Source organism: Pseudomonas sp. JAI115 (genome assembly GCF_014200835.1).
Classification (GTDB): domain Bacteria; phylum Pseudomonadota; class Gammaproteobacteria; order Pseudomonadales; family Pseudomonadaceae; genus Aquipseudomonas; species Aquipseudomonas putida_A.
Window position 1 is genome coordinate 114569 of the sequence record NZ_JACHCY010000008.1, and the last position, 13766, is coordinate 128334.

Annotated in this window: 11 protein-coding genes; 7 read left to right on the plus strand and 4 right to left on the minus strand. The window is 61.9% G+C overall.

Translation table 11 applies throughout. The features are described from left to right. Positions 1 to 107: 107 nt before the first annotated feature. Both HDC30_RS18975 and HDC30_RS18980 read right to left on the minus strand, forming a co-directional pair. Positions 108 to 512, minus strand: coding sequence for an META domain-containing protein (locus HDC30_RS18975; protein WP_183784374.1), 405 nt, complete (start codon positions 510 to 512; stop codon positions 108 to 110). After that, a complete protein-coding gene (locus tag HDC30_RS18980) occupies positions 512 to 946 on the minus strand; it encodes a hypothetical protein (protein WP_095137158.1) in 435 nt (144 codons plus the stop codon). Before HDC30_RS18980 ends, HDC30_RS18975 begins: the two co-directional genes overlap by 1 nt. A gap of 133 nt (positions 947 to 1079) precedes the next feature. Between HDC30_RS18980 and HDC30_RS18985 the strand changes: the two genes are divergently transcribed. Next, positions 1080 to 1520, plus strand: a complete 441-nt coding sequence (locus HDC30_RS18985; protein ID WP_097088510.1) for a hypothetical protein — start codon at positions 1080 to 1082, stop codon at positions 1518 to 1520. Positions 1521 to 1532: 12 nt separating this feature from the next. Here HDC30_RS18985 and HDC30_RS18990 read toward each other — a convergent pair whose 3' ends face one another. Together HDC30_RS18990 and HDC30_RS18995 are read right to left on the minus strand one after the other, a co-directional pair. Continuing rightward, positions 1533 to 2522 carry a 2-hydroxyacid dehydrogenase gene (locus HDC30_RS18990; RefSeq protein ID WP_139054873.1) on the minus strand — a complete coding sequence of 330 codons (990 nt, stop codon included), beginning with the start codon at positions 2520 to 2522 and terminating at the stop codon, positions 1533 to 1535. Between the two features lie 83 nt (positions 2523 to 2605). Beyond that, positions 2606 to 5359: a response regulator gene (locus HDC30_RS18995; RefSeq protein ID WP_183784376.1), complete on the minus strand. Its 2754-nt coding sequence runs from the start codon at positions 5357 to 5359 to the stop codon at positions 2606 to 2608. 217 nt (positions 5360 to 5576) lie between these two features. Between HDC30_RS18995 and HDC30_RS19000 the strand changes: the two genes are divergently transcribed. From HDC30_RS19000 to relA, 6 genes are all read left to right on the plus strand, one after another. Beyond that, a complete protein-coding gene (locus tag HDC30_RS19000) occupies positions 5577 to 6299 on the plus strand; it encodes a response regulator transcription factor (RefSeq protein ID WP_183784378.1) in 723 nt (240 codons plus the stop codon). Continuing rightward, on the plus strand, positions 6286 to 7710 hold the full coding sequence (locus HDC30_RS19005) for a sensor histidine kinase (RefSeq protein ID WP_183784380.1): 1425 nt from the start codon (positions 6286 to 6288) through the stop codon (positions 7708 to 7710). The genes HDC30_RS19000 and HDC30_RS19005 overlap by 14 nt, the downstream gene beginning before the upstream one ends. A 182-nt stretch (positions 7711 to 7892) precedes the next feature. Further along, a complete protein-coding gene (locus HDC30_RS19010) occupies positions 7893 to 8915 on the plus strand; it encodes a YhcG family protein (RefSeq protein ID WP_183784382.1) in 1023 nt (340 codons plus the stop codon). A gap of 109 nt (positions 8916 to 9024) precedes the next feature. Continuing rightward, on the plus strand, positions 9025 to 9927 hold the full coding sequence (cysM, locus tag HDC30_RS19015) for a cysteine synthase CysM (protein ID WP_027612303.1): 903 nt from the start codon (positions 9025 to 9027) through the stop codon (positions 9925 to 9927). Then, positions 9927 to 11303 (plus strand): 23S rRNA (uracil(1939)-C(5))-methyltransferase RlmD, encoded by a 1377-nt coding sequence (rlmD, locus tag HDC30_RS19020; protein ID WP_183784384.1) that lies wholly within the window; start codon positions 9927 to 9929, stop codon positions 11301 to 11303. Before cysM ends, rlmD begins: the two co-directional genes overlap by 1 nt. A gap of 101 nt (positions 11304 to 11404) precedes the next feature. Then, positions 11405 to 13648, plus strand: coding sequence for a GTP diphosphokinase (relA, locus tag HDC30_RS19025; RefSeq protein ID WP_027612305.1), 2244 nt, complete (start codon positions 11405 to 11407; stop codon positions 13646 to 13648). Positions 13649 to 13766 lie beyond the last annotated feature (118 nt).

Here is a 13766-nt window from a genome sequence, read left to right on the forward strand (position 1 = left end):
CTGAAACCCGAAAACCCGGTTTATCCTCAACCTCCGAAGGGGGTCGCTCCGCGACCCATCGGGGATAAATCCCCTCGCCACAGGGTAGTCTCAGCAGCAGGAGGGGGTTAACCCTCTTCCAGCCACCAACGCAACGGCTTGCCTTCGGCCGGCCAGAAGCGCGTCTGCTCGATCGGCGAGATGTCCCAGCGCTCAACGCCTTCCAGCGCCTGCAGGAAGCGTTGTTCCTGCTCCATCAGTGCCGGCGCGCAGAGTTTGCGGGTCTTGCCGATCGGGCCGAAGCTCAGCTTGTCACCGTCGAGGGTGTACGGCGCGAACCAGTGGTTGCAGCCGCCATTGCCATACGCGCGGCCATCGTCGCCGAGGGTCACGGTCAGATGGCTGTAATCCATCAATGGCCGCTCGCCGATCCACTCCAGGATGTAGCTGCGGTTCTGCTGCAGTTGCACAGGCTCTGCGGCGCAGCCCACCAGAGCGGCACCGACCAGCAGCGGCAGGGCAAGGCGTTTCATCACGCAGGCTCCTGGCATTTCGGGCACAGGTGCTTGTCGCCGACGGCTTTCCAGCCCAGTTCGGCGATGCGCGCCGTGGCGGCCGGCTGCTCGGCAGTCTTGCCCAGCTTGGCGTCCACGGCGAACTCGAAGTTCAGCTCTTTGGCGCAGCTGTCGCAGTTGACCTGCCAGGTGTGGATCGCCAGTTCGCCAAATACCGGGCCGGTGGTCATCGCGGTCCATTGGCCCGGCGGATTGATCAGGTGGCGCACGGTGTCGACGGTCAGGCGCATGGACAAGTCCTTGCTGCCTTTGAGGGTGACCAACAGGACGTCACCGTTGCGGATCGAGCCACCGTTGCCGGTGACCTGATAGCGGCCCGGTACGAGGGCGCGGCATTCGGTGAGGGTGTGTTGCGGGTTCATCAGGGTGTAGCGGAAATCGTGTTCGACCATGGATCCTCCAAATCTGCGCGACATGCTAGCACGGGCTGGATTGCAGGATGGCGTACACGTGCGACCTTCGATCCGGTTCAAATCGTCCGGCGCTCATGGCAAACTGCCGCCCTTCACTCTGAGGGAACGGAACATGGCGCTGATCGAATGTTATGAATGCAAGCGGAGCATCAGCTCGGAAGCAAAGGCGTGCATTCATTGTGGTGCTCCGATGGCGCAGCAGCACGAGCACACACCGGCGCAAGCCGCCGCTGCGACGATTTCATTTGGCAGCCTGCCGCGCAACAAATCCGTGCCCGAGGCGTTTATCCCGCCAGCAGCCCCTGAACCCGCGCCGCGCGTTTCACCGGCGGCGGTCGGTCGCCGCCGTCGGCAACCGGAACCCGCACCTCAACCTCAAGCCAACGCCGACGGTTCGCGTCCGGTGGAAGGCTGGTTGAAGATCATGGTGTTCCTGCTGCCGATGGTCTTTGTCTGGTTCCTGCTGCGTAACGGTCATTCGATGAAGCAGCGCTTTTTCGGTTTTGGCTGGCTGGCGTTGCTGATCCTGGCCTCGTCGCTGTCGCCGAAGTAAACCGGCAAGCCTTCAACCCTCGACCTGGTTCTGCGGTGCACCTGCAGCCCAGGTCGCGATGTTGTGCAGGGTGGTCGCGGCAATCGCGCCCAGCGCTTCATGGGTCAGAAACGCCTGATGCGCGGTGATGATCACGTTTGGGAAGGTCAGCAGCCGCGCCAATACGTCGTCCTGCAACGGCAAGTCGCTGCGATCCTCGAAAAACAGCTGCGCCTCTTCTTCATACACATCCAGTCCCAGATAGCCCAGTTGGCCGTCCTTCAAGGCGTCGATCAGCGCCGGCGTGTCGACCAGGCCGCCGCGTCCGGTGTTGATCAACATCGCCCCCGGTTGCAGGTGTGCCAGTGACTCGCGGTTGATCAAGTGTTTGCTCTGGGCGTTGAGTGGGCAGTGCAGGCTGATGATTCGTGACTGCGCGAGCAGCTCCGGCAGACTCAGGTAACGTGCGCCCAGCGCCACGACCTCAGGGTTTGGGTACGGGTCGTAGGCCAGCAATTGGCAACCGAAACCGTGCATGATTTTCGCGAACGTCGCGCCGATCTGCCCGGTGCCGACAATCCCCACGGTCTTGCCCACCAGATCGAAACCCGTCAGGCCGTGCAGCGTGAAATCGCCTTCGCGGGTGCGGTTGTAGGCGCGGTGCAGGCGTCGGTTGAGTGCCAGAATCAGCGCCACCGCGTGTTCGGCCACCGCATGTGGCGAGTAGGCCGGTACCCGCACCACGGCCAGCCCGAGGCGTTTTGCCGCGAGCAGATCAACATGGTTGTAGCCCGCCGAGCGCAGGGCGATCAGCCGTGTGCCACCGGCGGCGAGGCGCTCCAGCACCGGCGCACTGAGGTCGTCATTGATGAAGGCGCAGACCACCTCGTGCTGCTCGGCCAGGGCGGCGGTGTCGAGACTGAGTCGGGCCGGTTGAAAGTGCAGTTCTATCCCGGTCGGACATTCGGCGCCGAGGAAGCTGTCGCGGTCATAGGTCTGGCTGCTGAAAACGAGCGTGCGCATGAATTCCTCCTGGAACGGGGTGGCGAGTCAGCGTTGACGGCCACCACTTTAACGGCGGATGCCGCTGCCGGCATTGCCGTGGATCAGGCGCTGATCCTGGCTTGCGTCGCGAGTCGATTGATCGCCCGCTCCAGTTCTTCCAGCGCCATCACTGCTTTCGGATCGCCCTGTTTAAGCAGGGTTTCACTGCGCTGACAGGCCGCGCGTAACTGCGGCACGCCACAATATCGGGTCGCACCGTGCAGGCGATGCACGCGCTCGATCAGTGCGTTCTGATCCCGGGCTTCACTGGCGGCACGAATGGCTTCGCGGTCGGCTTCCAGCGAGGCGAGCAGCATGGCCAGCATGTCGGCGGCGAGATCCGCCTTACCGGCGGCCAGACGCAGGCCTTCCTCGTGGTCGAGCACTGGCAGTTCGCTGCTGCCCGCCGCGCTGTCGCTGGCCCGCTCAGATCCCTGATTGCGCAAGGCCAGACCGGTCCACTTCAGCACCACTTGCGCCAGTTGCCGCTCGCTGATCGGCTTGGTCAGATAGTCATCCATGCCGCTTTGCAGCAAGGCGCGTTTTTCGTTGGCCATGGCGTGGGCGGTGAGGGCGACGATCGGCAGCGGTGTGCTATGCCGTTCGCTTTCCCACTGGCGAATGGTTTCGGTGGTCTGGCGTCCGTCCATACCCGGCATCTGTACGTCCATCAGCACCAGATCGAAGGACTCGCTCTGCACCGCTTTGACTGCTGCGTAGCCGCTTTCCACGGCCAGCACCTTGGCGCCCATGTCTTCGAGCAGAGTCTGCACCAGCAACAGGTTGGCCGGGTTGTCGTCGACGCACAGCACTTTCGGTGCACGGCTCGACAGCGGCTCACCCGGCTCGTTACGCGGCTGGCGTGGATTGGCCAGATCGGCCAACGCCCGACGCAGTTTGCGCGTGCAGGCTGGTTTGGCCTGCAGCTGGCTGTGCGGGTTGGGCACCGAGAGATGGAACAGCGTCTGTTCGGTGGTCGGGCACAGCACCAGCACTTTGCAACCGAGGTGTTCGAGATCCCAGATGTGCTGGTTCAAGCGCTCCGGGAGCATGTCGTTGCTGGTGATGCCGAGCACCGCAAGGTCGATCGCCTGATCGGTCTGGTGCGCGCCAGTGACGCCGTTGGTCAGGCTCTCCAGCGTATTGAACGGCGTGACGTCGAGGCCGCAGTCTTCCAGTTGATGCTGCAGGGCCTGACGCGCCAGTTCGTGATTTTCCAGCACCGCCACGCGACGCCCGAGCAGTGGCGGGCCCGGCAGGTCTTCGCTGTCGTCGCGGGTTTTCGGCAGGCTCAGGCTGATCCAGAATTCCGAGCCTTCGCCCGGGGTGCTGTCGACGCCGATTTCGCCACCCATCTGTTCGATCAGACGCTTGGAGATCACCAGACCCAGACCGGTACCGCCGGGTTGGCGCGACAGCGAGTTGTCGGCCTGACTGAATGCCTGGAACAACGCGCGCACGTCCTGACTCGACAGGCCGATGCCGGTGTCCTGAATGCTGATGCGCAACTGCACGCTGTCTTCGTGTTCTTCTTCAAGCATGGCGCGGGCGACGATGGTGCCTTCGCGGGTGAACTTGATCGCGTTGCTGACCAGGTTGGTGAGGATCTGCTTGAGGCGCAGCGGGTCGCCGACCAGCGACAGCGGCGTGTCGCGATAAACCAGACTCACCAGCTCCAATTGCTTGGCGTGGGCGGCCGGGGCCAGGATGGTCAGGGTGTCCTGCAGCAGATCGCGCAGGTTGAACGGAATATGGTCGAGCACCAGTTTGCCGGCCTCGATCTTCGAGAAATCGAGGATCTCGTTGATGATCCCCAGCAGGCTGTCAGCGGACTTTTCGATGGTGCCCAGATAGTCGAGCTGGCGCGGGGTCAGTTCGCTTTTCTGCAACAGATGCGTGAAACCGAGAATGCCGTTGAGCGGCGTGCGGATCTCATGGCTCATGTTGGCGAGGAACTCGGATTTGATCCGGCTCGCCTCCAGTGCTTCTTTGCGCGCCAGGTCCAGTTCGATGTTCTGGATCTCGATGGTTTCCAGATTCTGCCGCACGTCTTCGGTGGCCTGATCGACGCTGTGCTGCAGTTCTTCGCGAGCGTTCTGCAGGGTGCCGGCCATGCGGTTGATGCCCGAGGCGAGCTCGTCCAGTTCCTGACTGCCGAGCGGTGGCAGGCGGGTTTCCAGATGACCGTCCTTGAGCTGGGCAACCGCCTGTTTGATCTGGCTCAGCGGGCGGTTGATGGTGCGGCCCATGCGCAACGCGAGCAGGGCCGCGCCCGCCAGACCGGCGGCGATCAGCAGCAGGCTGGCAAACAGGCTGCGATAACCGCGCAGCAGCATGCCGTTGTGCGACAGCTCCAGTTCGACCCAGCCAAGCAGACGGTCGGATTCTTCGGGGATCAGATCACCAGCGAGGTTGCGATGCTTGCCGAACACCGGCATCAGGTAACGGGTGGCGTCATTGCCGCTGCGCCGTTGCAGTTGTGCACTGTCACCGCTGGGCGCCTGATTGAGCATGGTCGGGCCGGCGTGCGCCAGCGGTGTGCGGTCGGGGGCGAGGAAGGTGACGGCGCGCACGTCAGGCTGTTCGAGGGACTGGGTGGCGATGCGTTCGAGCAGATCGGTGTTGCCGTGGCCCATGGCGGGCGCCACCAACGGCGCCAGTTGTTCGGCGATCATTTCACCGCGCTGCATCAATTGGGTCTGCAAATCGGACTGTTGCATCCAGGTGAAATAGCCACCGAGCACCAACGCCATCAGGCTGGTGGGCAACAGGGTCAGCAACAACACGCGACCTTTGATTCCCAGTTTCTTGAGCACACCCATCTCCTGCATCCCGCTGAACTGTTGACTCGCACGTGCGTCCGGCACGCGACATTGGCGCAGTGTAGCGATTTGCAGGCGGGCAATCTTCGGAAAAATCATGTCGCCATTGGTCGGCGCTGCCTGGCGCGTTTGTCCGGCCGGTCAAGCTTGGGTTGCCCGATGGCGGGCAATCTTGAATAATCGGCCAACTGAGAATTATTAGCAGATACTCATGACTCCTGTTTCCACCGACCTGCCACGCATTCTCGCCCTTGAGGACGACCCGGTGCTGGGCGCCTATGTTCACGAGCATCTGGGCCGCAGCGGATTTGCGGTGACCTGGTGCCAGAACGGTCAGGAAGGGCTGAACATTGCGCGTCACCAGCCGTTCGACGTGGTGCTGATGGACATTCTGCTGCCGGGGCTCGACGGCCTGAAGGTGCTGACGCAATTGCGCCAGAGCCATTCGACGCCGGTGCTGCTGATGTCGGCGCTGGGCGCCGAGGCCGATCGCATCAGCGGTTTTCGCCTGGGCGCCGATGATTACCTGCCCAAGCCGTTCAGCATGGCCGAGCTGCATGTACGGATCGAGGCGATCCTGCGCCGGGTGGCGCTGGATCGGCGCCCGGCAGCGATTGCCCCGGCTACGATCCACGGCGCGCTGCGTTTCGACGACGAACAGTGCGAAGTCTTCTATAACGCACAAGCCGCCGGCCTGACCCGCAGCGAATACCGTCTGCTGGAAACCCTCAATCGCAACGACGAAGAAGTGCTGAGCAAGGCCTTCCTTTATCAGCATGTGCTGCAACGCGGCTACGCGGCCCACGACCGCAGCCTCGACATGCACATCAGCCAGATCCGCCGCAAACTCAAGGCCATCGGTTACGCCGAACGGGAAGTGCGCACGGTGTGGGGCAAGGGTTATGTGCTGAGTGCCACCGATGAAAATCTCTGACCTGCCGGGGCGGCATTCGCTGTTCTGGAAACTGGCGTGTCTGCTGGTGGCGTTCTGTCTGCTGATGATCTGGCTGAGCTGGTCCTGGGGCCGCTACATGGAAGAGCGCAACCAGTATCTCTCCGACGAGGCGCGCGGCACTCTGAGCCGTTATGCCAGCGAAGCCGAGCGGGCGTGGCAGCGTGGTGAGCGCGACGGGGTCGATAACTGGTTGCAGAGCATGGAGCTGCGTGAGGCCGCCTGGGTCGGGGTGATCGACCGCAATCTGCAGTCGTTGAGCAGCGATCCGCTGAATGAACAGGAAATCCAGCACCTGACCTTTTTACGCGGCCTCGACTGGCCGATCCACAAACAAGGCCGGCCATGGCTGCGCGTACCGTTTCCGCAGAATCCGTCCGCCGGCAGTCTGGTGATTGAGTTGCCCGAGCGCTTCCTGCCGGGGAAATACCGGGTGTTCTGGCGGGTGATCACCAACGGGGTGATTCCGGGATTGTTCACCTTGCTGCTGTGTGTCGGTCTGTATCGCTTGCTGGTGGTGCCGCTGAACAATCTACGCAAGCAGGCCAATGCGTGGCGTGCCGACCAATTGAATGTGCGTCTGTCGAGCGGCATTACCCAGCGCCCGGACGAACTCGGTGAACTGGCGCGGGCCTTCGATTCAATGTCCGAACGCCTGCAATCCACCGTCGCCCTGCAACAGCAATTGCTGCGCGACCTGTCCCATGAACTGCGCACGCCGCTGAGCCGGCTGCGGGTGGCCAGTGAAAGCGAGCAGGATCTACGGCAACTGCGCGAGCGCATCAGCCGTGAAGTCGACGGCATGCAACGACTGGTCGAAGACACCCTGCAACTGGCGTGGCTCGACACCGAGCGTGCGCCGCTGCCGGACGAGGCGATCCAGATTCAGGCCTTGTGGGAAATGCTCACCGACAATGCCTGTTATGAAAGCGGCTGGCCGAGCCTGCAATTGCAGTGCGCGGTGCCGGCGTCGTGCTGGGTGCGCGGCAACCTCAATACTTTGGCGCAGGCGCTGGAGAACATTCTGCGCAACGCTATTCGGCATTCGCCCGAGGGCGGCATCGTGCGCCTCGATGGACGGCGTGACGGCGATTACTGGCATTTGTGGCTGGAGGATCAGGGCGGCGGGGTGGCCGAGGGCGATCTGCAACGGATCTTCTCACCCTTCACCCGCCTCGACGGCTCGCGCCCGGGGGACGGCGGTTTTGGGCTGGGGCTGAGCATTGCGAGGAATGCGGTGCAGCGTCAGGGTGGGATGGTGTGGGCGGAGAATGGTGGGGCGGGGTTGCGCTTGAATTTGCGCCTGGTGGCTGACGATGATGTCGCATCGACTGATGCTATCGCGAGCAGGCTCGCTCCTACACTGGAACTCGTTTCGCCACCGAACGTGTGAACAACGCAGATCTCCTGTAGGAGTGAGCCTGCTCGCGATGGGGAATTTCGCTTCACCGCTGTCAGCCCGTGCGGGAGGGTTCGCGTATTTTTGTACGACCTTTCCTAAAGGAGTTTATCGACGTTTTAACCCGTCCTTGACCGTTTACTCTCGGGGCTCCGCTCGTCCTCAAGGAACTGGTCATGACTGCAACCGACATCCCCGGCAATGCCTCCGATAACCGTTTCAATGAAGTACTGGCGCTGATTCAGAACGCCAGACAGCAAGCCGTGCAGGCAGTAAATACGCAGTTGATCGAGTTGTACTGGCAGGTGGGGGGGTACATCAGCCGCAAGATGGAGATGGCTGAGTGGGGCGATTCGGTTATCAGTCAGTTAGCTAAACATCTGGCTGAGACACAGCCGGGTTTGCGCGGGTTTACCCGGCCAAACCTGTTTCGCATGCGCCAGTTCTACGATACATACCGGGGCGACTCAATTGTCTCACCACTGGTGAGACAATTGCCTTGGACTCATAACATGATCATTTTAAGTCAAAGCAGACACCCGGAGGAACGCGAGTTCTATCTGCGCATGGCGATTCAGGAAAAGTGGTCAAAGCGTGAGCTCGAACGCCAGCTCAAGGCTGCGCTCTTCGAACGCAGCATCACCCAACCCGCAAAGGCTTCTGCTGTCCTCAAACAGACTCATCCCGCTGCGCTCGAGATCTTCCGTGACGCCTATATGGTCGAATTTCTCGACCTGCCCGGCGTACACGCCGAAACCGATCTGCACCAAGGTTTGCTGGGGCGACTGAAGGAGTTTCTGATCGAGTTGGGGCGCGATTTCTGCTTCGTCGGCTCGGAGTATCCGGTACAAGTTGGCGGCCGTGATTTCGCCCTTGATCTGCTGTTCTTCCATCGTGGGCTCAACTGTCTTGTCGCCATCGAGCTCAAGGTCGGACGTTTTGAACCTGAATATCTGGGCAAACTGAATTTCTACCTTGAAGCGCTGGATCGCGGTGTTCGCAAACCTCACGAGAATCCGGCCATCGGTGTATTGCTTTGCGCCAGCAAGGAGGACGAGGTCGTCGAATATGCCTTCAATCGCAGCTTGTCTGCGGCGCTGATCGCGGAATATCAGGTGCAGTTGCCAGACAAACAATTGCTGCAAGCCAAATTGCACGAGTTCTATGCCATGAATGTCGCAGGGGAAGAGGAAGGCTGAGCCATCTGCTTATTCCCATAAACCATAAGCACCGCACTTTGCGTGATATGGCCTGCGAACGTTTGCCGGTATGATAGGCGCCCCCGCACGTCTGGATTGCGAATACGCCATGACCCTGCAGTACCCAACCATCGCCGATTGCGTCGGCAACACTCCGCTGGTGCGTTTGCAGCGCCTGCCCGGTGCCACCAGCAACACCCTGTTGCTCAAGCTCGAAGGGAACAACCCGGCGGGTTCGGTCAAGGACCGTCCGGCGCTGTCGATGATCACCCGTGCCGAACTGCGCGGGCAGATCCACGCCGGCGACACGCTGATCGAAGCGACCTCGGGCAACACCGGGATTGCGCTGGCCATGGCCGCCGCGATCAAGGGTTACAAGATGATCCTGATCATGCCGGACAACTCCAGCGCCGAGCGCAAGGCGGCGATGACCGCTTACGGTGCCGAGCTGATTCTGGTCAGTCAGGAAGAGGGCATGGAAGGCGCGCGCGATCTCGCCCAGCGGATGGAAGCCGAAGGCCGTGGCAAGGTGCTCGATCAGTTCGCCAACGGCGACAATCCGGAAGCGCATTACACCACCACCGGCCCGGAAATCTGGCGTCAGACCCAGGGCACCATCACCCATTTCGTCAGTTCGATGGGCACCACCGGCACCATCATGGGCGTCTCGCGCTACTTGAAAGAGCAGAGCGACAGCGTGCAGATCATCGGGCTGCAACCGATGGAAGGCTCGGCCATTCCCGGTATCCGTCGCTGGCCGCAGGAATACCTGCCGAAGATCTATCAGGCCGACCGCGTCGACCGCATTGTCGACATGGCGCAAAGCGAAGCCGAGGACGTCACCCGGCGTCTGGCCCGCGAAGAAGGCATCTTCTGTGGCGTGTCCTCGGGCGGTGCGGTGGCAGCGATGCTGCGCCTGTCCAAAGAAGTTGAAAACGCGGTGATCGTCGCGATCATTTGCGACCGTGGCGACCGTTATCTGTCGACCGGCATTTTCGACGCGCCCAACTGATGGCCAAGCACGAGAGAGGCCTGCGCTTCCAGCCCACTGGCGGCAGCAAGGCCGCGCAAATTCCGACCGGCAAAAAACAGCGCTTGAACATCGAGCGCCTGGCCAATGACGGTCGCGGCATCGCGTTTTTCGAAGGCAAAACCTGGTTCGTCCTCGGCGCCCTCGCCGGTGAAGAGGTCGAGGCGCGGGTACTTGGCGCCCACGGCAAAGTGGTCGAGGCGCGCACCGAGCGCGTGTTCAAGGCCAGCGAGTTGCGTCGCCCGGCAGCCTGTCAGCATGCCGGCCACTGCGGCGGGTGCAGCGTGCAGCATTTGCCCCACACCGAACAGCTTGCCCTGAAACAGCGCATGCTCGCCGAGCAGCTGTCGAAGGTTGCCGGGGTCGCGCCTGACGAATGGGCTGCGCCGTTGACTGGCCCGGAATTCGGCTATCGCCGCCGCGCGCGGATCGCCGTGCGCTGGGACATGAAAGCCAAGCAGCTTGAAGTCGGTTTCCGCGCTGCCGGCAGTCAGGACATCGTCGCCATCAACGAATGCCCGGTGCTGGTACAGCCCTTGCAACCGATCATGACCCGTTTGCCGGAGATGCTCCGTCGTTTGAGCAAACCGCAAGCGCTGGGGCACGTCGAGTTGTTCAGTGGTTCTTCGCTGGCGGTGTTGTTGCGACACATGGCGCCGTTGTCTGAAGCCGACCTGACGATCCTCAAGGAATTCTGCCAGTTCCATGCAGCGCAACTGTGGCTGCATGGCGACGGCGAGCCGCAACCGGTGGATGCCACGCAGTCGCTGGGTTATCGCCTGGAGCAGTGGGATCTGGATCTGGCCTGGCGCCCGGGGGATTTCATTCAGGTCAACGCCGGGGTCAATGAGGCCATGGTCGCGCAGGCGCTGGACTGGCTGAAGCCGACCGGTGACGAGCGCGTACTCGACCTGTTCTGCGGTCTGGGCAACTTCGCCTTGCCGCTGGCCAAAAGCGTGCGTGAAGTGGTGGCGGTGGAGGGCGTGCAGACCATGGTCGACCGTGCCGCTGCGAACGCTGCTAGCAACAATTTGCATAACACAAAGTTTTTTCAAGCCGATTTATCCCAGCCTTTGACCGATGCTCAGTGGATCGGAAACGGCTTTTCTGCGGTACTCTTGGACCCACCGCGTGACGGTGCTTTCGAGGTGGTGCGCAAGCTCGCGACCCTGGGTGCCAAACGGTTGGTGTATGTATCGTGCAACCCTGCAACTCTGGCGCGCGATACGGTCGAATTGATCAAGCAGGGCTACCGGTTAAAACGTGCCGGGATTCTCGATATGTTTCCTCAGACGGCACATGTCGAGGCCATGGCGTTATTTGAAGCGAGCCAGGATGGCTCGTCTGAATCCGTCTGACCTGTCCGGGCGGCGCTCGCTTTAGCCCTGCGAGCGCATACGGGCGTTGAGGGTCAGCGATTTGACGCATTGAATCTGCGTCGTAGGGAAGGTAAAGCAGAATGGTACAGGTGAGAGCACACCAGCCGATCAACACTGACGGCAGTATCAATCTCGAGGCTTGGCTCGATCACGCGGTCAGTGTCGACATGGCACTGGATCGCGAAGCCTTGAAAGAAGCCTGCGAGTTCGCTCGCGAGGCCGAACAGCAGTCCAATGCCAAGAAGAATCTGTGGGCCGAAGGCTCCGGCAGTTTCAGCACGGGACTGGAGATCGCCGAGATCCTCGCCGACCTCAAACTCGATCAGGATTCGCTGGTCGCGGCGGTGCTGTATCGCGGCGTCCGCGAAGGTCAGATCGAACTCGCGGCGGTCAGCCAGCGCTTCGGTCCCGTCGTGGCCAAACTGATCGACGGCGTGCAGCGCATGGCGGCAATCAGTGCCAGCCTCAGCCCGCGCCAGTCGATGGTGATGGGCACTCAGGGCCAGGTGGAAAACCTGCGCAAGATGCTGGTGGCGATGGTCGACGACGTTCGTGTCGCGCTGATCAAACTGGCCGAACGTACCTGCGCCATTCGCGCGGTGAAAACCGCTGACGACGAGAAGCGCAACCGCGTTGCCCGGGAAGTCTTCGACATCTATGCGCCGCTCGCGCACCGGCTCGGCATCGGTCATATCAAGTGGGAGCTGGAGGATTTGTCCTTCCGTTACCTGGAACCCGATCAATACAAACAGATCGCCAAGCTGCTCCATGAGCGGCGGCTGGACCGTGAGCGGTTCATCAGCGATGTGATGACCCAGCTCAAGGACGAATTGCAGGCCACCGGCGTCGACGCCGACATCAGCGGCCGGGCGAAACACATCTATTCGATCTGGCGCAAAATGCAGCGCAAGGGTCTGGAATTCAGCCAGATCTACGACGTGCGTGCGGTGCGCGTGCTGGTGCCGGAAATGCGCGACTGCTACACCGCGCTCGGCATCGTCCACACCCTGTGGCGGCACATCCCGAAGGAATTCGACGACTACATCGCCAACCCGAAAGAGAACGGCTACCGCTCGCTGCACACCGCGGTAATCGGTCCGGAAGGCAAGGTGCTGGAAGTACAGATCCGTACGCACTCGATGCACGAGGAGGCCGAGCTCGGCGTCTGCGCGCACTGGCGCTACAAGGGCACCGACGTCAAATCCGGCTCAAACCACTACGAAGAGAAAATCTCCTGGCTGCGTCAGGTGCTCGAGTGGCACGAGGAGCTGGGCGATATCGGTGGTCTGGCCGAACAGCTGCGGGTCGATATCGAACCGGACCGGGTCTACATCTTCACCCCCGACGGCCACGCCATCGATTTGCCGAAAGGCGCGACGCCGCTGGACTTCGCCTATCGTGTGCACACCGAAATCGGGCACAACTGCCGTGGCGCGAAGATCAACGGGCGGATCGTGCCGCTCAACTACAGCCTGCAGACCGGTGAACAGGTCGAGATCATCACCAGCAAGCACGGTACGCCGAGCCGCGACTGGCTGAACCCGAACCTGGGCTACGTCACCACCTCGCGGGCGCGGGCGAAAATCGTTCACTGGTTCAAGTTGCAGGCCCGTGACCAGAACGTCGCGGCCGGTAAAACCCTGATCGAGCGCGAACTCAATCGCCTCGGTCTGCCGGCGGTGGATTTCGACAAGCTGGCCGAAAAGGCCAACATGAAAACCGCCGAAGACATGTTCGCCGCCCTCGGTGCCGGCGACCTGCGTCTGGCGCAACTGGTCAACCTGGCGCAGCAATTGGTCGAGCCGGAGCGTGGCAACGAACAGCTGGAGTTGATCCCGCGCAAAGCTACCGGTTACAAGCCGGGCAAGCGCGGCGACATCCAGATCCAGGGCGTCGGCAATCTGATGACGCAGATGGCCGGCTGCTGCCAGCCGCTGCCGGGCGACGCGATTGTCGGCTACATCACCCAGGGTCGCGGCGTGAGCATTCACCGGCAGGACTGCGCCTCGGTGCTGCAACTGGCCGGGCGCGAGCCGGAGCGGATCATCCAGGTCAGCTGGGGCCCGGTGCCGGTGCTCACCTATCCGGTGGACATCGTCATTCGCGCCTACGACCGTTCCGGTCTGCTGCGGGACGTCTCGCAGGTGCTGCTCAACGAGCGGATCAACGTGCTGGCGGTCAACACCCGCTCGAACAAGGAAGACAACACCGCGCTGATGTCGCTGACCATCGAGATCCCGGGGCTGGATGCGCTGGGGCGCTTGCTGGGACGGATTTCGCAGTTGCCGAACATCATCGAGACGCGGCGTAACCGTACCCCGTGATGAGGTCACGATCCCTGTGGGAGCTGGCTTGCCAGCGATTGCATCACCTTGGTTTTCCTGAGAGACCGAGTTGTTTGTATCGCTGGCAAGCCAGCTCCCACAGGTTCTTGTAGAGACA

Excerpts from the sequence above, each read along its gene's own strand:
- HDC30_RS19000 (WP_183784378.1), top strand. The coding sequence starts at position 5,577 with ATGACTCCTGTTTCCACCGACCTGCCACGCATTCTCGCCCTTGAGGAC.
- relA (WP_027612305.1), top strand. The coding sequence starts at position 11,405 with ATGGTACAGGTGAGAGCACACCAGCCGATCAACACTGACGGCAGTATC.
- HDC30_RS18990 (WP_139054873.1), bottom strand. The coding sequence starts at position 2,522 with ATGCGCACGCTCGTTTTCAGCAGCCAGACCTATGACCGCGACAGCTTC.
- HDC30_RS19005 (WP_183784380.1), top strand. The coding sequence starts at position 6,286 with ATGAAAATCTCTGACCTGCCGGGGCGGCATTCGCTGTTCTGGAAACTG.
- rlmD (WP_183784384.1), top strand. The coding sequence starts at position 9,927 with ATGGCCAAGCACGAGAGAGGCCTGCGCTTCCAGCCCACTGGCGGCAGC.
- HDC30_RS19010 (WP_183784382.1), top strand. The coding sequence starts at position 7,893 with ATGACTGCAACCGACATCCCCGGCAATGCCTCCGATAACCGTTTCAAT.
- HDC30_RS18975 (WP_183784374.1), bottom strand. The coding sequence starts at position 512 with ATGAAACGCCTTGCCCTGCCGCTGCTGGTCGGTGCCGCTCTGGTGGGC.
- cysM (WP_027612303.1), top strand. The coding sequence starts at position 9,025 with ATGACCCTGCAGTACCCAACCATCGCCGATTGCGTCGGCAACACTCCG.
- HDC30_RS18985 (WP_097088510.1), top strand. The coding sequence starts at position 1,080 with ATGGCGCTGATCGAATGTTATGAATGCAAGCGGAGCATCAGCTCGGAA.
- HDC30_RS18980 (WP_095137158.1), bottom strand. The coding sequence starts at position 946 with ATGGTCGAACACGATTTCCGCTACACCCTGATGAACCCGCAACACACC.